Source organism: Streptomyces sp. NPDC052109 (assembly GCF_040680195.1).
In the GTDB taxonomy this organism is placed as follows: domain Bacteria; phylum Actinomycetota; class Actinomycetes; order Streptomycetales; family Streptomycetaceae; genus Streptomyces.
On the sequence record NZ_JBFAWF010000002.1, the window covers coordinates 430203 to 448583 of the forward strand.

The following is an 18381-nucleotide window of genomic DNA, read 5'->3' on the forward strand; positions in this document are numbered from 1 at the left end:
ACGTACGCGCGCGTGGACGCCTCCGCAAGTCCACGCGCGCGTAGGTGACCTACCGCCGACCGGCGATCTACGTGAGCCGCCTCTCCGCCTCCTCCCAGTGCACCGGCAGCCGGTCGCTGGACGCCCGCCAGATGGCGAACCGGGCGTCGCGCATCTGGGAGGCGAGGCCGCGGGCGGTGGGCCGGTGGGCGCCGGAGTCGGCGAAGGCCTTCAGCGCGTCGGCCGACTCCCAGGCGGACAGCGTCCAGAACGTCCGCCGCAGGGGCTGCGCCTTGAGGGAGGCCCCGTAGGCACCGGGAGCCCGGCCGATCTGCCGCCACACGGCCGGGGTGCGGGTGAGGAAACGGAGGGCGCCCCACAGCGAGCGGGTCTCGAAGCGCGAGGCGAAGACGTGGACCTCGGTGTCGCGCGGCGGAGTGTTCGGCACGATCCAGGGAAGGTCGGGCATCGCGATCTCCTTGCGGCAGGGACGGCGAGGACGGCGAAAGAGACGAGGGTGGCGGGGGTCCGGGCCGGGCTTCAGCGGGTGCTCTCCAGGGCAGTCGCCTCCGCGGCGGCAGAGCTCCCCGCATCAGCGGCCGTCGGTGCGCCGCCCTCGGAAACGGTCGCGGGCGGCTGCCCGTCCACCGCGGTGAGCCGGGCCGCGCTCCGCCGGGCCGGGATCACCAGGGCCGCGACCGCGGCGAGGGCGACCACCCCCGAGCCGGTGACCAGGGCGGGGCGCAGGCCGTCCACGAAGCTCTGCGCGCTCTCGTAGCCGCCCTGCGCGGAGAAGATCGACGACATCACCGCGATGCCGAGCGCGCCGCCCACCTCCCGCAGCGCGTTGTTGGCGCCGGAAGCGATGCCCTGCTCCTGCGGACGGACGCTGGACATCACCAGATTGGCGGCCGGCGCGAAGTACAGGGCCATGCCGACGCCGCTGATGATCAGGGCGGGCAGCTGGACGGCGTAGGAGGCGTTCGCGGTGGCCACGACGGCCATGTAGCCGAGCCCGGCGGCCTGCAGGAGCAGCCCCGCGGCGACGACCGGCCGGCCGCCGATACGGTCGGACAGGATCCCGGCGATCGGCGCGACGAGCATCGGCATGCCGGTCCAGGGCAGCATCCTCAGGCCCGCCTCGGTGGGCGAGTAGCCGAGCACGCCCTGCATGTACTGGCTGAGCAGGAAGATCGAGCCGAACATGCCGACGAACATCAGCAGGCTGGCCGCGTTGATCCCGGAGAAGGCGCGGGACCGGAACAGCCGCATCGGCAGCATGGGGCTCGCCGCGCGGGAGCTGTACAGGACGAACCCGGTCAGCAGCGCGCCGCCGGCGAACAGAGCGGTCAGCACCACAGTGTCGGTCCAGCCGTCGGCGGGCCCCCGGACCAGGCCGTAGACGATGCCGAAGAGACCGCCGCTGGCGAGCAGGGTGCCGGGGACATCGAGCCGGGCGGCGGTGCCGTAGGACTCGGCGAGGCGCAGGCGGGCGAGCGGCAGCGTGATCAGGCCGAGCGGAACGTTCAGCCAGAAGATCCAGTGCCAGGACACGTGCTCGGTGAGGCTGCCGCCGATGAGCGGTCCGGAGGCGACGGCGAGTCCGTTGACGGCACCCCAGATGCCGTACATCATCCCGCGCTTGGCGGCGGGCACGGCCGCGGTCAGCAGGGTCAGCGTGAGCGGCATCATCACGGCCGCGCCGACGCCCTGGACCGCGCGGGCGGCAATCAGGGAGTCGATGCCGGGTGCCATGGCCGCGGCGGCCGAGGCACCGGTGAAGACGGTGAGCCCGGCGATGAAGAGCCGGCGGCGCCCGAAGCGGTCGCCGAGCGCCGCGCCGAACATCAGCAGGACGGCGAAGGTGAGCGTGTAGGCGCTCACGGTCCACTCGAGGTCGTCCAGGGCGCCGCCGAGGTCCTTGCGGATGGAGGGCAGGGCGGTGGTGACGACGAGGTTGTCGAGGGCCGCCATGAATCCGGCGACGCTCGTGATGACGAGGGCCCACGCGGCACTTCCGCGCCGTGCGCTCGGTCCGCTCGGCGCCGTCTCGCCCGGTGCGTTCTGCTGTGACATCTCTCCCCCAGAGAGCGATCTAGTTAGTTATTGATGACTAACTTTTGCGGCCACGAAAGAGGCGGGCACACCGCCCGTCGCGCTACTTCTCCAGCCGCCCGGAGTTCCGGGCCAACGTGTCCATCCCCTGCCAGACGCGGTGTTCCGGCGGGAACCCCATGACCATCAGGGTGTTGATGAGCATCCCGTACGCCAGGAAGGTCGTGGTGTCGCCGTCGTCCGCCCCCAGCGGCAGATGAACGGTGTCCCAGAGCTTCATCCAGGCGGCCCGCACGGACTCACCGAACTCGTGGTCACCCTCCGCTTCGGCGGCCGCGACCGTGATGTAGGTCTGCATCTGCATCTGGAGCTTCTCGGGCTGCTCCGTGATCAGCCGCACGTAGGCGTTCGCCATGGCATGCAGGGCCTCCTCGCCGTGCAGCCCCTCGGCGGCCTCCTCGAAGACCCGGCAGGTGTCCTCCACGCACCGCAGCGACGCGGCGGCGAAGATCGCCTTCTTGCCCGCGAAGAGCCGGAAGAGGTACGGCTGCGAGACACCCACGCGGCTCGCGATCGTCTCCGTGGAAGTGCCGTAGAAGCCCTTCCGCGCGAACTCCGCGATCGCCGCGCGAATGACGCTCTCGCGCCGCTCTTCCGCGCTCATCCTGACCATGCGAAGTAAGTTAGTACTCAATCACTAACTTGGCAAGGCCCCTGGGCCCGCTCGCCGGACGCGTGCGGACGTACGGGCGGGCGTGCGGACGTACGTAAGGGGGCGCCCCGATGGGGGCGCCCGCCCCCTTACCTCGACAGGTCGCGCGGGCCGTCAGGCCAGACGTACGACCGCCCGGGACATGCCCAGCACCTTCTGACCGCCGCTGGTCGCCGTCAGGTCCACACGCACCGTGTTGTCGTCCAGCTTGGCCGCGACCTTGCCGCTGACCTCGATCAGAGCGCCCTGGTCGTCGTTCGGCACCACGACGGGCTTGGTGAAGCGGACGCCGTACTCCACGACCGCCCCCGGGTCCCCGGTCCAGTCGGTGACCACGCGGATCGCCTCCGCCATGGTGAACATGCCGTGCGCGATGACGTCGGGCAGCCCGACCTCCTTGGCGAACTTCTCGTTCCAGTGGATCGGGTTGAAGTCCCCGGAGGCACCCGCGTAGCGCACGAGCGTGGCGCGGGTCACGGGGAAGGTCTGCGCCGGCAGTTCACTGCCGACCTCGACGTCGTCGTACGCGATCTTCGCCGTCATCGGGTCCTCACGCCTCCTCGGCCGCACGGGCCACGAGCTTGGTCCAGGCCGTCACGACGTGCTCGCCCGCCTCGTCGTACACCTCACCGCGGATGTCCAGGATGTCGTTGCCCGCGATGGACTTGATGCCCTCGATGGTGGAGGTGACCGTGAGCCGGTCGCCGGCGCGTACCGGGCGGCTGTAGGCGAACTTCTGGTCGCCGTGCACCACGCGGCTGTAGTCGAGCCCGAGCTGCGGGTCCTCGATGACCTGCCCCGCGGCCCGGAAGGTGACGGAGAACACGAACGTCGGCGGAGCGATCACATCGGAGTGACCGAACGCCTTCGCGGCCTCGGGATCCGTGTACGCCGGGTTGGTCTCTCCCACCGCCTCGGCGAATTCGCGGATCTTCTCCCGGCCCACCTCGTAGGGCGCGGTGGGCGGGTAGGTCCGTCCAACGAAGGACTGGTCGAGCGCCATGGCCCGGCACCTCCTGATGTCTGCTGTGATGGCCCCAAATTAGCCGCAACCCGGCCCGGAAATGCGCACGGGGACGGTGGGCACCCAGCCGGCGAGCCGGTGCAGCGGGCCGGTGAAACGCCGCGAGGCCGCCCCCTCGGAAGGGGACGGCCTCGCGAACGAGCCTGATTATCGCGTCTCGCGGTGCGCGGTGTGCGCGTTGCAGCGCGGGCAGTGCTTCTTCATCTCAAGACGATCCGGGTTGTTACGCCGGTTCTTCTTGGTGATGTAGTTCCGCTCCTTGCACTCCACGCAGGCCAGCGTGATCTTCGGGCGGACGTCGGTGGCAGCCACGTGAGTGCTCCTAAGACGAACGGATGGACTGATTCAACGCAAGAAAGAGTAGCCGATCGAAGGACCGACCCCGCAATCGGCTACTGTGAGTAGCGGTGACCGGACTTGAACCGGTGACACAGCGATTATGAGCCGCTTGCTCTACCGACTGAGCTACACCGCTGTGATGCGATCGGGACCCGCCTTTCGACGGGAACCTCTCACACCAGAGCCCCAAAACGGAATCGAACCGTTGACCTTCTCCTTACCATGGAGACGCTCTGCCGACTGAGCTATTGGGGCGAGCGATGAAGACATTACACGGTCCGCCGCCGTTCACCCAAATCCGTATCCGGCCGCCCGGCACGACCCGATCTCAGCGCTCGCAACGGCCTCCTGAGCCGCACGGCCCCCGACCGACGAGGCGCGCGCAGGTGGTCAGGCCGGTCAGGCGGTTCCCGCCGCGGCCCGGCGGTCAGGCGTTTCGGCGGGCAGTGGGTGGTGGGGCCGGTTGGGCGCTCAGGACGGATCGGCTGGAGGCCTGGACGCACGTACGTGTATGCGCCGTCCGTCTCGTGGAGGGCCCGGCGGCACGCGCGCGTGACGCGTAAAGGGTCGTCGGTCGCCCGAAGGTCCGGGCTGCACGGGCGTGAGCGCCCGTCGGAATGAGGCGGTGACCACGCAGGTGGGCGACACATGTACCGCCAAGGGCGGGCCACGCCGGTACGACTATTGCCCTCCTGCGCGCCCCCCGCGGCTCGCCACCCTAGGCTCGACTCACTCTGCGTGATCATGGGGTGTCCACGCCCCGGTCCCTCACGCGGGCCGCCCGAGCCCCGGTCCCCACCCTGGAGCGCGATGCCAGACAGCCAGCCGCATCCCCACCCGCCGTCGAACTCCTCGGGGTCGGGGTCGTCCGGGTCCTCGGGGCAGTCCGATCCTGCCCCCCTGCTGCTGTGCGGGGCACGGCTCACCGACGGCCGGACCGTGGACGTGCGGCTGGGCGGCGGACGCATCGAGGCGGTGGGCACGACCGGCAGTCTGGCTCCGGGTCCGGCCGGGACGGGCGCCACGCGCGTGGACCTCAGCGGCTACCTGCTCCTCCCGGCTCCGGCCGAGCCGCACGCGCACGGTGACACCGCGCTGTCCGCCGAGCAGCCCGGCCCGGAGTCGTACGCCCCCGAGGAGGTCCAGCGCCGGGCGACGGAGGCGGTTCTGCTGCAGCTCGGGCACGGGGCGACGGCCGTACGCGCGCACGTACGCGTGGGCGACGTCCAGGGGCTCGGCGCACTGGGCGCCGTCCTCCAGGCGCGACGCTCGCTGCGGGGGCTCGCGGAGCTGACGACAGTGGCGATGCCACGGCTGCTGACCGGGGTGGCGGGGGCCGACGGGCTGGCGATGCTGCGCGACGCGGTCAAGATGGGCGCCTCGGTGGTGGGCGGCTGCCCGGACGTGGACCCCGATCCCACGGGCTATGTGGAGGCCGTCCTGGAACTGGCCTCCGAGCACGGCTGCCCGGTGGACCTGCACACGGACGCCTCCGACCCGGCCCGGTTGTCCCGGCTCGCGGCCATGGCGGGCGGCTTGCGCCCCGGCGTGACGATCGGGCCCTGCGCCGGTCTGGCGCGCCTGTCCACCGAAGCCGCCTCGCGCGCCACCGACCAGCTCGCGGCGGCCGGCGTGACCGTCGTGTGCCTGCCCCAGGGCGGCTGCTGCGGCGCCGACCGCCGGGGTGCCGCTCCGGTACGGCTGCTGCGCGCGGCCGGGGTGCGCGTGTCGGCCGGCAGCGGCGCCCTGCGCGACGTCTCCAACCCCGTCGGCCGCGGTGACCCCCTGGAGGCGGCCTACCTCCTCGCCTCCGCGCACGGCCTTCGCCCGGAGGACGCCTACGACGCCGTGAGCGCCTCGGCCCGCGCGGTGCTGGGCCTGCCGGAGATCCGCGTGGAGGCCGGCTTCCCCGCCGACCTCCTGGCCGTACGCGGCGACCGTCTGGCCGGCGCCCTGTCCCTGGCTTACAGCCGGATCGTGGTGCACCGGGGCCGGGTGGTGGCCCGCACGAGCGCGGTGCGCGAGTACTGCACCTCGGCGGCCACGGTGGAACTCGGCCTGCCGCGACAGGGGCGGGGCGAGTTGTCGTGAGGCAGGAGGCGTGGGTCACCGGGGGTGCGGGGGGGCGGAGCGCACTGCCTCAACCTTGCGCGTACGTCCGCTCACCAAGCGCGTAGTCGCCGCTCGCACGCCCGGTGCGTAGCGGCCGCTCGCACGCCGGCGTGAAACCCTCAGCACACGCCGAGCGTGTGTTCGTGCACGCCGGGGCCGTACCCGGTCGCGGTAGCCCGGCGCACCGCGGCCACGCCGGTTAACTCATGCGGCGGATGCGCCCCTTCGGGCGTACGGTCGGAATCATGCGCATTGTCATCGCTGGTGGTCATGGTCAGATCGCGCTGCGACTGGAGCGCCTGCTCTCCGCGCGCGGGGACGAGGTCGCGGGGATCATCCGCAAGGCCGAACAGGGCGACGATCTGCGGGCGGCCGGTGCCGAACCGGTCCTGCTCGACTTGGAGTCCGCCTCGGTGGAGGAGGTCGCGGCGCACCTGCAGTACGCCGACGCGGCGGTCTTCTCGGCCGGCGCGGGCCCGGGCAGCGGCGCGGACCGCAAGCAGACGGTGGACAGGGACGCGGCGGTGCTGTTCGCGGACGCGGCCGTACGCGCGCGTGTACGGCGTTTCGTGGTCGTCTCGTCGATGGGGGCGGATCCCGCACACCGGGGAGACGAGGTCTTCGACGCCTACCTGCGCGCCAAGGGTGAGGCGGACGCGTATGTGAGCCGGCAGGAGGCGCTGGACTGGACGATCCTGCGCCCCGGCTCGCTGACGGACGACGCCGGTACCGGCCTGGTCCGCCTGGAGGCGCACACCGGGCGCGGCACGATCCCGCGGGACGACGTGGCCGCCGTCCTCGCGGAGTTGGTGGACACCCCGGCGACGACAGGTCTGACGCTGGAGCTGATCAGCGGCTCGACGCCGGTGTCGGTCGCGGTGAAGTCGGTGGCCGGGAACTGAGGTCGGCCACCGGCCGTTGAACGGTAGGAGCCGCCGTCAAAACCTTCGCCGCGCCCTGCTGTCGCCGCGTCGGACTCCGCAAGCCGGGCCGGCCGTGTCACCGTCGCCCGACAGCTCAGAACAGAGGCAGCTGCCCGGGAAACTCCGGTACGGCGTAGCCGTCCAACGCCGGTTGGACCGCCCCGAGTTGCGCCTGCCGTCGCGATCCCGCACAGGAGACGAGTTCCCCGTTCTCCCGCGCCCCGGGCGGGTCGTGCCGCGCGAAACGGCCCGCGACGACGGCGATGTCGCGATGGCAGACAGGGCAGGTGCGGCGTCGGGAGGACATGCCGTCAGTGTGCCCGCCTGGGGGCCGACGGCGACACCGCGCTCAGGCGGCGGCCCGCGGGTCCCGCGGTCACGTGCGGCCTTCCGGACCTCGCGCTCGGGTGCGGCCCTCCGGACCTCGCGTACGGCCCTCCCCGGACCCCGCGCCTGGGTGCGGCCGCCCCCGCGCTCGGATGGGGCCCTCTGGACCCACCCCACGCTCAGGTGCGGCTCTCGGCCTCCCAGCGGTCGGGGCCCACCCCGCGCCAGTCGATCAACGGCGAGTCGGCCACCTGTTCCGGGTCGATCTCCAGGCCCGCGCGGCGCAGGAACTCCACCAGGTCGCGCACGTTGTACGCCAGGCCGAGGATCTCGCCGTCCACCCGCACCCGGCGACCGCCGGTCGGGGACGGCAGGTGTACGACGATGGGGCGTTTCCCGGCCATGGCTACAGCATCGTCCGGTCCGCCCGGACCCGCACCCGGACCGGTCATTCCAGAATCCCCAGCATGGTGTCGGGGCGGCACAGCGGGCACGCGGCGACGCCGCCCTCGGTCAGCGCGCGCACCGCCTGGCCCCGGCCGACCCCCTTGGTGCGCCCGCCGGCGCCCGCGCAGCCGCCGACGTGGACGTACACCGCGCTGCGGCCGTTCAGACCATGCTCGATCAGCCATTCCGGGGCGGCTTGCCGGGTCGCGAGGCGGCGCCGTCGTTCGGCCTCTCGGCGTTCCTCGTCCGCGATCCACCGGTCCATCAGGGCGAGCTGCCGCGCGGCCTGGTGCTCGACGACGCGGCGGGCGAAGCGCAGCATGTCGAGACGCGTCAGCGGACGGTCATCGTTCACACGTTCGATTCTAATGAAGATACGGGAAAGTGTGACCAGCGAGCCAGGGGGCGACACGAGCCCTGCGATACGGGACCGCGCCGCCGAGACGCAGGTCACATCCCGCTCCCGTCACAGCGCGTGGGGTCGCCCTGTCCAAGAGAGGCGTACGCACCATCGACGACCCAGGAGCACACCGTGGAAGCTCGTTTGAACGTCATGGCCGTCAGTCCGGTGGCGGCCAAGGCCATGAAGCACATCATCGCTGCGGGCATGGCGCTCTCGGAATCGACCGTGCCGGCCTCGACTCGCGAACTGATGATGCTGCGCGCCAGCCAGATCAACGGCTGCGCCGGATGCATCGACATGCACACCAAGGAAGCCGCCGCGGCCGGGGAGACCGCCGTGCGCCTGCACCTGGTCGCCGCCTGGCGGGAGGCCAAGGTCTTCACCGAGGCGGAGCGCGCCGCGCTGGAGCTGACGGAGCAGGGCACCCGCATCGCCGACGCGGCCGGTGGCGTCCCCGACGAGGTCTGGGCGAATGCCGCCAAGCACTACACCGAGGAGCAGCTCGCCGACCTGGTGACCCAGATCGCCGTCATCAACGCCTTCAACCGCGGAAACGTCATCACTCAGCAGCCCGCCGGCGACTACGAGGCCGGCATGGCCGCCAAGTTCCACTGAGAGCCCCCCGGCGGCCGGCTCAGCGCGCCGGCCGGTCCGGGCGGCATCGCACCTACGAGAGCCCGTGACCCGTTCTCGCGGATCACGGGCCTCTTGTCACTCCCCCGAGGGCGGTGACAGGGGCAGGTGCAGCCGGGCGGCGACGCCGTCCAGGAGGCAGTCGAGGCCGAACCGGAAGCGGGCGCCCTCGTCGTCACGGGGTGCGGCCTCGCGGACGTAGCGCCGGTGGAGCGGATGGTCGCCGGTCGTAACCAGGCACTTACCGTTGTCGGCGAGGTGCACACGAGCAGTCGAACGTGGCGGGCCGGAGTCACAGGCGCACGATGACGAGGGCGGTGTCGTCGGCGGCGTCACCGGGTGGGAGCAGGTCGGCGAGCACGGCGTCGGCGAGGGCTTCGGGGTCGTCTGCCTGGTGGCGGGCCAGGGAGTCGGCCAGCCGGGCGAGGCCGGTGTCGATGTCTTCGCCCCGGCGTTCGATCAGGCCGTCGGTGTAGAGCACCAGAACGGCACCCTCGCGGAAGGCCGCGACAGCCTGGGTCCGGGGGGCGTGTTCAGGGCAGGCGGCCAGTGGCGGGTCGGTGGCCTGGTCCAGGAACTCGACGGTGCCGTCCCTCCGGAGGAGCCCGGGTGGGGGGTGGCCGGCGCTGCTGTAGGTGAGGGTGCGGGTCTCCCGGTCGATGAACGCCGTGGCCACGGTGGTGTTCTCGGCGCCGTCGACGGTGCGGGCGTACAGCCCGAGGACTTCCAGGGCGTGGGCGGGGCCTTGGGCGACGAGGGAGGCGGCGGTGAGGGCGCTGCGGAGTTGTCCCATGACGCCGGCCGCGGGCAGGCCGTGGCCGACGACGTCGCCGACGGCGACGGCGACGCGGTCGCCGGGCAGGTCGACCAGGTCGTACCAGTCGCCGGCCACGTGGAGTGCTTCGGCGGCGGGCCGGTAGCGTACGGCCGCCTGATGCCGACCGTCCGGGCGGAAAGCGGGCAGCATGGACTTCTGCAAGGTCAGCGCGACTTCACGGGCGCGGATCAGTTCGGTGACCTCCTCCACCCGGTGCAGCAGCAGCGCCACCCGCCCATCAGAACCGAACACGGGGACGTTGGTCATGTTGAAGTACCGCTCACGCCACACTCCGGGCTGGTCGGGGTCCTCCGTGTCGTAGCGCTGCACCGCCACGATGCTGCGCTCACCGGTGTCCGCCGCCTGGCGCAGTGACGCCAGAACTCTGAGCAGGACAGGCTCGGCGGGGTGCTTCTCGGGATGGTCCTCGGGCACGAAGCGACCGACCACTTGCTCGCGGGTGGCGCCCCGGAGGCGCAAGAACTCCGCGTTGGCGTCCGCGTAGATCAGCTGTGGAGTCACCAGCGCCACCGCCCCGGGAAGGGCCTGGAACACCGCCGCGTAGTCGACCGCCGGTACCTTCATGGCTTCCCTGCCTTGCCCCGCAGCTCTGTCTCTTCTCACCATACGAGCGAGGAGTCACCGCTCGCCCCATGATGTTGTCGGCCCCAGGCCGGCCCCCAGGATCCGTACCTGACAAGGCTGAACCGGCAGGCGGACGACCGCGGCCTTACAGCCGTCACCGGCGGGTCCGGCGCACCCAACCTAGACTCAAGGGGACGGAGCTCACCGCGAGACCGCCCTGCTGGTGACTCGACCATCGGTTCGTGCGCAGGGTAGGGGATGCGCATGTCAGGTCCACGAAAGAGACGCGCACGTGTGGGGCTGGTGCCCCTTACTGCCGTCGCTGGTGGGCTGCTGGCCCTGCTGATCGGGCTTGCCTTCATGATGCTGCTCTGGACGATCATCGGGCTCGGCGAGTCGGCGGCCGCGGACCGCCACACACAGACGGCACTCGCACAGGCGAGGACGGTCGAGGGACTCATCGTCGACCTGGAGACAGGCCAGCGCGGCTTCGTCATCACCGGGGAGAAGCAGTTCCTCGAGCCATGGCAGACCGCCCGGACCACGTTCTCCGGCCAGGCACAGCGACTCGTGCGCCTCAGCACCACTTCCGGCCAGAAGACACTGGCCGGACAGATCAGGCAGGCTGGCGAGTCTCTCATCCACGACTACTCGATTCCGCTGGTCGCGGCTGCGAGCCGAGGGGATTCCCGTGCACGCGGCGCAGCGGCGACGCTGGAAGGGAAGCGGCGCGTCGACGCGCTCAGGAAGCAGTTCGACCGGTACGACTCGACCCAGGAAGCCCTGATCGCGGCGCGCGAAAGCGCGGCCAACGATGACATCCGGGAAGCGGTCGTGGCAGCGTCGATCGGACTTACCGGCTCAATGCTCCTCATCGCGGCCTTCGCCGGGTACGTGATCCGGGCCGTTGTCTGGCCGGTCCGCAGGGCGGCCGGCGTGGCGTCCCGGCTCGCCGGCGGCGACCTCACCGTGCGGATGCCCGAAACCGGCAGAGGTGAGATCGGGCAGCTCGCGACGGCGTTCAACACCATGGCCTGCTCACTTGAGGAAAGCCGTGAGCAGGCACGTCACGCTCACGAACGCCTCGGCCTGCTGTACGAAGCCAGCATTGTCATCGGCACGACTCTCGACGCGAAGCAGACCGCACAGGAACTGGTCCGCGTGCTGGTCCCACGCTTCGCCGACTTCGTCACCGTCGATCTGGCCTTGCCCGTCCTGCTCGACGAGCCGCTCGCCGACCACGGCGCATCGGCTCGACGCGTCGCACTGGGCGGGGTCCGCGACGCTCCCCCGCTCGACCCTGTGGGCTCACAGGTCGCCCTCGCGACCGCGAGCGCGACCTTCGTGCCGGACCTTCGCACCTCCTCCGCATGGCAGGCCCAGCACGGCCACCAGGCCCACAAACTGCTGGACTACGGCATGCACTCGCTGATCACCGCCCCGCTGTACTCACGACGCACACTTGTGGGCTCGGTCGGCCTCTGGCGAGCGGAGAACCCCAGCCCGTTCGCTGAGGACGAGCTGTCCGATGCCGAGGAAATCGCGGCCAAGGCCGCGGCGGCGATCGACAACGCCCTCAGCTACGCCCGCGAGCACGACACAGCTCTGACGCTGCAACGAAGCATGCTGCCCCGCAGCTTCAGCCCGCCCGACGGTATCGAGATCGCCCACCGCTACCTGCCCGCCTCCGACGCCAATGAGGTGGGCGGCGACTGGTACGACGTGGCCGCCATGACCCCCGACAAGGCCGCCCTGGCCATCGGCGACGTCATGGGGCACGGAATCCCGGCCGCCGCCGTCATGGGGCAGATGCGCAGCACACTCCGCGCCCTCGTCCGCCTCGACCTGCCCCCCGACCAGCTGCTGCACCACCTTGATCAGACAATGCAGGACCTCGACGGCCCTACCCTGGCCACATGCCTGTACGGCGTCTGTGACGCCGCAGCCAACCGCTGCTGGCTCGCCCGGGCCGGACACCCCCCACCTGCCCTGATCACCCCCGACGGCACCGCACGCCTCGTCGACCTGCCCTCTGGCGCACCGCTCGGCATCGGTGGCATCTCCTACACGACCACCGAGATCCCCGTCGCTCCCGGGAGCGTGCTCGTCCTCTACACCGACGGGCTCGTCGAAGCCCGAGAGCGCGACCTCGACGAGGGCCTCGAGGAGCTCACCCACCTCCTCGCCGGGACCCACCCCTCCCTCGACGAGCTGGCCGACACCCTCATCGATCGCCTCGCCCCCACCCCCGCGCAGGACGACATCGCCCTCCTCATCGCCCGCGTCGGCACCTCGAGCGGGCGTCGGCGTGAGCGGTGAATGCACAGTCCCCTCGACATCGTTGGCACAGCCTGTGGCTGACCGGCAACAACTGCCGGCCGTGCACGGGGAAGGGCCCTGACCGTCCACGCATCGTCCACGTGGGGACCGCATCCACCCTGGTGCCCACCGACAAGGCGTTCGAACGCGAGACGGCGTGAGCCAGTCCGCTGATCGCTCGGGAGTACGACAAGAGCCCCGTGACCTGGTTCTCACAGGTCACGGGGCTCTCGTTCCCGTGTGGCGGCGCCAGGATTCGAACCTGGGAAGGCTGAGCCGGCAGATTTACAGACCGCGGGGCACTCAGTCGCTCATCTGCGCCTTCACACCTGGTGTTGCTGCGCTGCCCCACCAGTGCCCCATGCGAGCACGCCGGAGCCCGCGTACCTGGCTCTCCCTGTTGCGATTGTTGGGTCGAGCATCCTGCGGCACACCAATGTGGGGAGCGCTACCTCCAAGTTGCGCTAAGTAGCAGACCCTGGAGTCTCGTCGATCTCCACGGGGGGACCTGAAACGATGAATGTGTGTAGCTCCCGCCCCTCAGGCCAGCGGGCAAGTATCTGATCGACGTATGCATCGCGTACAGGAAGAGCTTCAGAGCGTAGGAAGGCACCGAGGCAGGCAATACTGTCCGCGCAGAGAGCCATCCCGTGCCCGCGACGCTCGATGTCGCTACGGGTATCGCCGACCGGCCCGATCTGCGTGTACAGAGCGTTGACGGTGAGTCGGGACCTGAGTTCGGCATCGGGCAGCCACTGCGAGTGCAACTGGATCGTTGCATGGTGATGCTGCAAGGCCCTCTGGTAGTCGCGCTGCTCCTCCTCGGCGGCACCGTACGCGCCCAGTCGCAGGCTGTGTTGCATAGCCAACAGCTCAGACAGGATCTTTTCTGCTGCTGCAACCGCTTCGCCCCGCAGCCGCGCGGCCCTCGCCTCTCGGGTGCCATGTCGTTGCTGATACACGACCCCACCAAAGGTGGCGCCAGCACCAGCTCCTACACCAATCAGCCCTACCAGCGCACTGAGCACCGACGCATCCATCCGAGGATGGTCGCATCGGCGCTGAGCGCAGGTCCTTGAAACCCGGAAACCAGCAACCCACCGAAGGCCTGCCAGGAGCCGGCCGCGAGCAGGACGAGCAGCTTTACAGACTACGCACAGTAGGCCTCTGACCTGCGGGATGCTCTCGGAGAAAGTGCTGGCCCCACGCATCCCCCACAGTTGCTGATCGAGCCGTTCTACTTTGGCGTTCGCGAGTGGGAGCCTCAGGTCGGGTTGCCGTGGTTCGGGTCGGCGGCGTTGAGGGTTTCTTCGACCGTAATGTCGATGTAGCGGTCGTGCTCGGCAGAACTTAGGGCGGCGAGTTGACTGTCGTCACGGTTGAACTGGACCCGGATGCGCCGCGTGATCACCTCGCGTTGTGGTGCAACGCCGTCCTTTCGGAGGTCGTTGTAGATCGTCCAGGCAAGAGTGGCGATACTGACGATGAATGCCCCCAGGGAGATCGGATCGAAGTACTGGTCCGGGCGACGACCAGCTTCCTGGGTGTTTAGGGCGACCTCAACGTCAGCGGCGAGGGTCGAGGTGTGCGGCGTGTCGAGTCGTCGGGCAGCGGCGCGCGCGCCGGCTTCAACGGGACTACTCATGAGCGGTTCTCCTGTCGGGTCAGGGTGTATCCGACGAAGTCGGAGAGGACAGCACATAGGCGCGGACGGCAGGAGGCAATGGACCGCCGGTAACGGCCTCCCAGGTCTCCTCCAGGACCCCCAGGCCGAGTGATGTCACCAAACGCTTGAGATGATCAGGGCCTGGCCCCGTGGCTGGGTGGGGAAAATCTTCAAAACAGGCAACACAGCGGACAATCCACCCCAATGCCGTACGCGCATCGCCTCGATCTTCGGCCAAGATCCCCAATTGCCTATAAATGGCGGACAATCTTGAGCGGTTCCCCATTTCCAGCTCAACATCAAGGCACTGCTGATACCACCCCTCCGCCTCCCTCGGCGCCCCCCGCAACTGCGCCACCTCCCCCAACTGGTGATAGATGTCGACAAGCGCGCGCAGATCCTCCGAATCCTCCAGTATCGCCAAGGATTCCCGATACCACCCCTCCGCCTCCCTCAGCACCCCCTTCAGTTGCGCCACCATGCCCAGCTGGTAGTAGCTCCTCGCTACCCCCAACAAGTCCCCCAACTCCTCCTTGATGGCCAGAGACCGCTGAAACCACTCCTGTGCCTCCTCCAAACCCCCTCGCTTCAGCACGACGGAACCCAGGTGGTGATAGGTCTTGGCCAGTCCCGGCAGGTCCCCCAACTCCTCCCGGATGACCAGAGACCGCTGAAACCACTCTTCTGCGTCCCCGAGCGCATTCTCTAGCTGCGCAACAACCCCGAACTGGTGATAGCAAGTAGCTATCGCTGGCAAGTCGCCGACTTTCATCCAAAGCGACATGGCACGGCTATATCGACCCTTCGCCTCTTCCATCCTGCCCTCGAGCAGAGCTACGATCCCCAACTCGACGTAGGTGGAAGCGATCCCCCGTTGATACCCGAGTTCCTCCTCGATGGCCAAGGCGCGCCAATGCCATTCCTCGGACTCCGCCAACGCACCGCGAAGCCGCGCCACCATTCCTAGCTGGTGATAACTGAGGGCCCTCCCGGGCCGGTCCCCCAGCTCCTCCTTGATGGCCAACGACCGTCGATGCAACCCCTCGGCTTCCTCAAACATGCCGCGCTGTTCGGCTACCATCCCCAACTGATGATAGGCCAGCGCCACCCGAGATTGCTGATCCGCATTGGGTGCCAGCTGCTCCAAGGACCGGAGGATCTCCTCGTAAGTTTGCTGGGCTTGATCGAGTCGACCAGCTTCCAATTGGCGATTGGCTTCCGAGCCCACGAAGAACAGCCAGAGCCCCCCCGCCAAGGTTCCCAGAGCCGGTGGTGTGCCGTCCGGGCGTTCAAGGACAAGTCGCGCACGGTCCACCCAGGCACGCGCCTCTAGGTAAAGTCCTCTTGCGTCCAAATAGATGCCCAGCGCATTCGCGATTCTTTGAGCGGCCTCCCACTCGGCCCAGTCGAGAGCGTGGCCAAGCATGCTGCTCAGCGTTCGTCGCCAGAGATGGATGATGGTGGTTGCCAATCCAGCGTTACCGGATTGCCACTCATGCGCAATCCAGATGCACAGTCTGGCGTGGGCGTTGAGCATGCCAGATTGCGCTGCTCGGTACTGGTTGGCGTAATCTTCCGGCTCTCGGCGGCGCCACCGGGTCAGCAGGAAGGCGGGCAGGGCCGGGTGAACCCTGAACATGCCACCATTCAGTTCGGTGAGCAGGCCGACTGCGGCTGCGGCCTCTAGCAGTCGCTGCCAAGCGTCGTTCGTAATCTCACGAAAGAGATCAGGAACCATCGGTTCCTGGGAAAAGCAGCCAAGCACGTCGGTAACTGCAATCCCTTGGAACAGGCTGACTGCAACCAGCAACTCCTTATCGTTGTCGCGAAGGTGATAGAAGGAATAGGCGATACTCGCGGACAAGGACGCGCCCCGACGGTCGTCGTCGTGGCCCAGTAGGTCCGCTGTGCCATGCGCGAGCGCGTCAAGCAACTCCTGAGTGCCCTGGTGTTCCATGTGAGGCAGGACCAGACGCATGCTCAAGGGGTGCCCGTCAAGCCACTGCATCAGTTCCCCGAACGCCCATTGCCCGCGCCGGACCTGCGCAGCCGGATAGGGAGCAAGGACCTGGTCCGCGTACTCGACCGCGTCTTGGGGCTCTAAACCCGCCACCTCGATTCGCCGCACTGCAATGGCACTCGCCTCGTCCAGCCACGCCTCCTGGTTTCGGCTGGTGACCACCACTGCGCTACGGCCGCTGCCAGCAACGCGAAGCAAGAAGGTGCGCAGGGCCTCCCGGCCGTCCTCGTCCAGGGATGGGGTCGCTTGGGTTGGGTCGGGCATGGTGTGTACGGACTCGAAGTTGTCCCACACCAGCAACAGTCGACGCTCCTGCAATACCTGCTCCACGACGCGCAGTCGCTCGTCAGAGTCCTCGATCAGCGAAAAGCGGCGGCCGAACACCCGTTGCCCCACGCTAGAGATCACACCGTCCAGGCCAAAGGAGGCCACCCCCGGTTCGAAGGAGTGCCAGACCACCCATTCCGGCCGGTCCACACCCCCGCTGTCCCGCCACCAGCGCCCGAACGCTTTTGCGAGCTCCGTCTTTCCCACACCCCCTGGGCCATGTAGCACTACCACGCGCTGCAACCGCGCCGCCGCATCCAGGGTGTGTAGCAGCCCATCCCGGCCCACAAACTCGCCCACCGGTACCAGGTCGGTTACCTCCGTTGCAGCAGCGGCGTCCGGGTCCACAGGCTGTTCCAAGATCCGGTCCAAGGAGGCCTCCAGGGACTCCGGGGAGCCACGCTCGGTGCGCAGGTCGGGGAAACTGACCTCGCTGCGCGCATACAGCACTGGGACCATCCAGTCGGCCAGCGGCAAACGTCCCTTCGGTGACGGTCTGCGATCATTCTGTGCCAGCCTTTGACGGCCAGCCGCGACCGCCTGAGCGACCCGGTCGCCGGCGAACAACCGCTCGTAGAACGCTGTCATGAATTCCGCTGCTGCCACCGCGTACACGCTGTACGCCATCGCCACTACCGCGCCGGCACCCTCCTGCAGCAAGCGGGTCGCAACAGCGGCCTCCACTTGCGAACCGAGAACCGCGGACTGGCATGCGTTCAACACGACCACCGGCACCTCTGCCCGCGCCAGGACGTGCGCCACCTGTTCCGCCGGCACCAGATCCGCGCCCCCGCCCGGCTTCTCGAACGCCAGCATTCCCCGGGCCCCTGCCCCCTGGAACGTCAATGGCCCCCAACCAGCAGACAGCTGCGACGCCACCTCGCCGAACACCCCGTGCCCGTCGAAATGCACCACCTGGAACGGCTCCCCCGCCGCCCGCGCCTTCTGCAGCACCTCCCCCAGGCGCTCCAGTGTCGGCGGACGCAACACCACGAGATCAACCTCACCACGCACCGCCTCAAGACGCCGCAGCAACGGACGTGCAATCACCTGATAGCCCACATCGTCCGCACCCCGCGGCCGAGCAATCACCATCAACACCCGCAACCGCGAACCTGGAACCGAGAACACTCGGCCCAGCTCGGCCGACGGCATACTCCGCGTTACCGCCACCCCGTCCAACGAAAGGGGCGACGGGCGCCCGGGATCCGCCATCAACTCCCACGGCAAGCCAAGCAATGAAGCCACGCCCGACCGGAGAACCACCTCCAGTCCCTCCCCACGGTCCTGCGCACGCATATATGCGTCCCGCGCGGCCCCGGCCCCAAACACCGCCTGGAACACCTGCCGGCCCCACTCGGGCAGTCTCGCGGCAATCCGCGGACCGCGCTCCTCGTACACCCCAAACGGAGCCCGCAGATAGTCCTCCAAGTACCAGCGCAGATCCTCGAGCGCCTCTCCGTCCAGCGGCCACACAAGCCCGGTCGGCTCTCCGGCCAGGCTCGGGAAAGCCTCCCCCGACGGCCACATCGACACCGCCACCCGGCCGTCGGCGCTCAGATCCACCAGAAGACGCTCCACCACGCCCCACCCCCACGCGCCCAGGCACCACACGGGCACCTGGCCTCGGCCGCTCAGTGGACAGGAGCGTAGCGGCGCCACCACTAGACGTACCTGAGCATGCAGAAACCAG

General features: G+C 69.2%; 18 protein-coding genes and 2 tRNA genes. 4 read left to right on the forward strand and 16 right to left on the reverse strand.

Annotated features, from left to right (window positions below):
• Positions 1 to 67: 67 nt before the first annotated feature.
• The 8 genes from AB0L59_RS07550 to AB0L59_RS07585 all read right to left on the reverse strand — a co-directional run bounded on the left by AB0L59_RS07550 (position 68) and on the right by AB0L59_RS07585 (position 4364).
• Complete coding sequence (locus tag AB0L59_RS07550) at positions 68 to 448, reverse strand: DUF3291 domain-containing protein (RefSeq protein WP_365580428.1); 381 nt, start codon at positions 446 to 448, stop codon at positions 68 to 70.
• A gap of 71 nt (positions 449 to 519) precedes the next feature.
• The gene (locus AB0L59_RS07555) at positions 520 to 2055 is read right to left on the reverse strand and encodes a DHA2 family efflux MFS transporter permease subunit (RefSeq protein WP_365580430.1); all 1536 of its coding nucleotides are present in this window, start codon (positions 2053 to 2055) and stop codon (positions 520 to 522) included.
• 82 nt (positions 2056 to 2137) lie between these two features.
• Positions 2138 to 2707, reverse strand: a complete 570-nt coding sequence (locus AB0L59_RS07560; RefSeq protein ID WP_365580432.1) for a TetR/AcrR family transcriptional regulator — start codon at positions 2705 to 2707, stop codon at positions 2138 to 2140.
• Between the two features lie 153 nt (positions 2708 to 2860).
• Entirely contained in the window at positions 2861 to 3289 is a 429-nt protein-coding gene (locus AB0L59_RS07565; RefSeq protein ID WP_365580434.1) for a MaoC family dehydratase, read from the reverse strand.
• A 7-nt stretch (positions 3290 to 3296) separates the two neighbouring features.
• Positions 3297 to 3749, reverse strand: a complete 453-nt coding sequence (locus tag AB0L59_RS07570) for a MaoC family dehydratase N-terminal domain-containing protein (RefSeq protein WP_365580437.1) — start codon at positions 3747 to 3749, stop codon at positions 3297 to 3299.
• Positions 3750 to 3917: 168 nt separating this feature from the next.
• Complete coding sequence (gene rpmG, locus AB0L59_RS07575; protein WP_003948671.1) at positions 3918 to 4082, reverse strand: 50S ribosomal protein L33; 165 nt, start codon at positions 4080 to 4082, stop codon at positions 3918 to 3920.
• A 90-nt stretch (positions 4083 to 4172) separates the two neighbouring features.
• A tRNA-Met gene (locus tag AB0L59_RS07580) sits at positions 4173 to 4245 on the reverse strand.
• Between the two features lie 46 nt (positions 4246 to 4291).
• Positions 4292 to 4364, reverse strand: a tRNA-Thr gene (locus AB0L59_RS07585).
• A gap of 555 nt (positions 4365 to 4919) precedes the next feature.
• On the opposite strand from AB0L59_RS07585, the gene AB0L59_RS07590 reads away from it, so the two are divergent.
• A complete protein-coding gene (locus AB0L59_RS07590; RefSeq protein ID WP_365580440.1) occupies positions 4920 to 6200 on the forward strand; it encodes an amidohydrolase family protein in 1281 nt (426 codons plus the stop codon).
• A gap of 266 nt (positions 6201 to 6466) precedes the next feature.
• Positions 6467 to 7123 (forward strand): SDR family oxidoreductase, encoded by a 657-nt coding sequence (locus tag AB0L59_RS07595; protein ID WP_365580443.1) that lies wholly within the window; start codon positions 6467 to 6469, stop codon positions 7121 to 7123.
• 115 nt (positions 7124 to 7238) lie between these two features.
• Here the strand turns inward: AB0L59_RS07595 and AB0L59_RS07600 are convergent, their stop codons facing one another.
• The 3 genes from AB0L59_RS07600 to AB0L59_RS07610 all read right to left on the reverse strand — a co-directional run bounded on the left by AB0L59_RS07600 (position 7239) and on the right by AB0L59_RS07610 (position 8273).
• Complete coding sequence (locus tag AB0L59_RS07600; RefSeq protein ID WP_365580446.1) at positions 7239 to 7451, reverse strand: hypothetical protein; 213 nt, start codon at positions 7449 to 7451, stop codon at positions 7239 to 7241.
• 199 nt (positions 7452 to 7650) lie between these two features.
• Positions 7651 to 7875: a hypothetical protein gene (locus tag AB0L59_RS07605; RefSeq protein WP_365580448.1), complete on the reverse strand. Its 225-nt coding sequence runs from the start codon at positions 7873 to 7875 to the stop codon at positions 7651 to 7653.
• 44 nt (positions 7876 to 7919) lie between these two features.
• The gene (locus AB0L59_RS07610) at positions 7920 to 8273 is read right to left on the reverse strand and encodes a DUF6233 domain-containing protein (protein ID WP_365580451.1); all 354 of its coding nucleotides are present in this window, start codon (positions 8271 to 8273) and stop codon (positions 7920 to 7922) included.
• Between the two features lie 177 nt (positions 8274 to 8450).
• Between AB0L59_RS07610 and AB0L59_RS07615 the strand changes: the two genes are divergently transcribed.
• Positions 8451 to 8936, forward strand: coding sequence for a carboxymuconolactone decarboxylase family protein (locus tag AB0L59_RS07615; protein WP_365580454.1), 486 nt, complete (start codon positions 8451 to 8453; stop codon positions 8934 to 8936).
• A gap of 96 nt (positions 8937 to 9032) precedes the next feature.
• Here AB0L59_RS07615 and AB0L59_RS07620 read toward each other — a convergent pair whose 3' ends face one another.
• Complete coding sequence (locus AB0L59_RS07620; RefSeq protein WP_365580457.1) at positions 9033 to 9218, reverse strand: hypothetical protein; 186 nt, start codon at positions 9216 to 9218, stop codon at positions 9033 to 9035.
• A 28-nt stretch (positions 9219 to 9246) separates the two neighbouring features.
• Positions 9247 to 10356: a SpoIIE family protein phosphatase gene (locus AB0L59_RS07625; RefSeq protein WP_365580459.1), complete on the reverse strand. Its 1110-nt coding sequence runs from the start codon at positions 10354 to 10356 to the stop codon at positions 9247 to 9249.
• Between the two features lie 294 nt (positions 10357 to 10650).
• Here AB0L59_RS07625 and AB0L59_RS07630 point away from each other — a divergent pair, with 294 nt between their 5' ends.
• Complete coding sequence (locus AB0L59_RS07630; RefSeq protein WP_365580462.1) at positions 10651 to 12675, forward strand: SpoIIE family protein phosphatase; 2025 nt, start codon at positions 10651 to 10653, stop codon at positions 12673 to 12675.
• 464 nt (positions 12676 to 13139) lie between these two features.
• Here AB0L59_RS07630 and AB0L59_RS07635 read toward each other — a convergent pair whose 3' ends face one another.
• From AB0L59_RS07635 to AB0L59_RS07645, 3 genes are all read right to left on the reverse strand, one after another.
• Positions 13140 to 13715, reverse strand: a complete 576-nt coding sequence (locus tag AB0L59_RS07635; RefSeq protein ID WP_365580464.1) for a hypothetical protein — start codon at positions 13713 to 13715, stop codon at positions 13140 to 13142.
• A 224-nt stretch (positions 13716 to 13939) separates the two neighbouring features.
• Complete coding sequence (locus AB0L59_RS07640; RefSeq protein ID WP_365580467.1) at positions 13940 to 14320, reverse strand: hypothetical protein; 381 nt, start codon at positions 14318 to 14320, stop codon at positions 13940 to 13942.
• Positions 14321 to 14339: 19 nt separating this feature from the next.
• Positions 14340 to 18269, reverse strand: coding sequence for a tetratricopeptide repeat protein (locus AB0L59_RS07645; RefSeq protein WP_365580469.1), 3930 nt, complete (start codon positions 18267 to 18269; stop codon positions 14340 to 14342).
• Between the last annotated feature and the right edge of the window lie 112 nt (positions 18270 to 18381).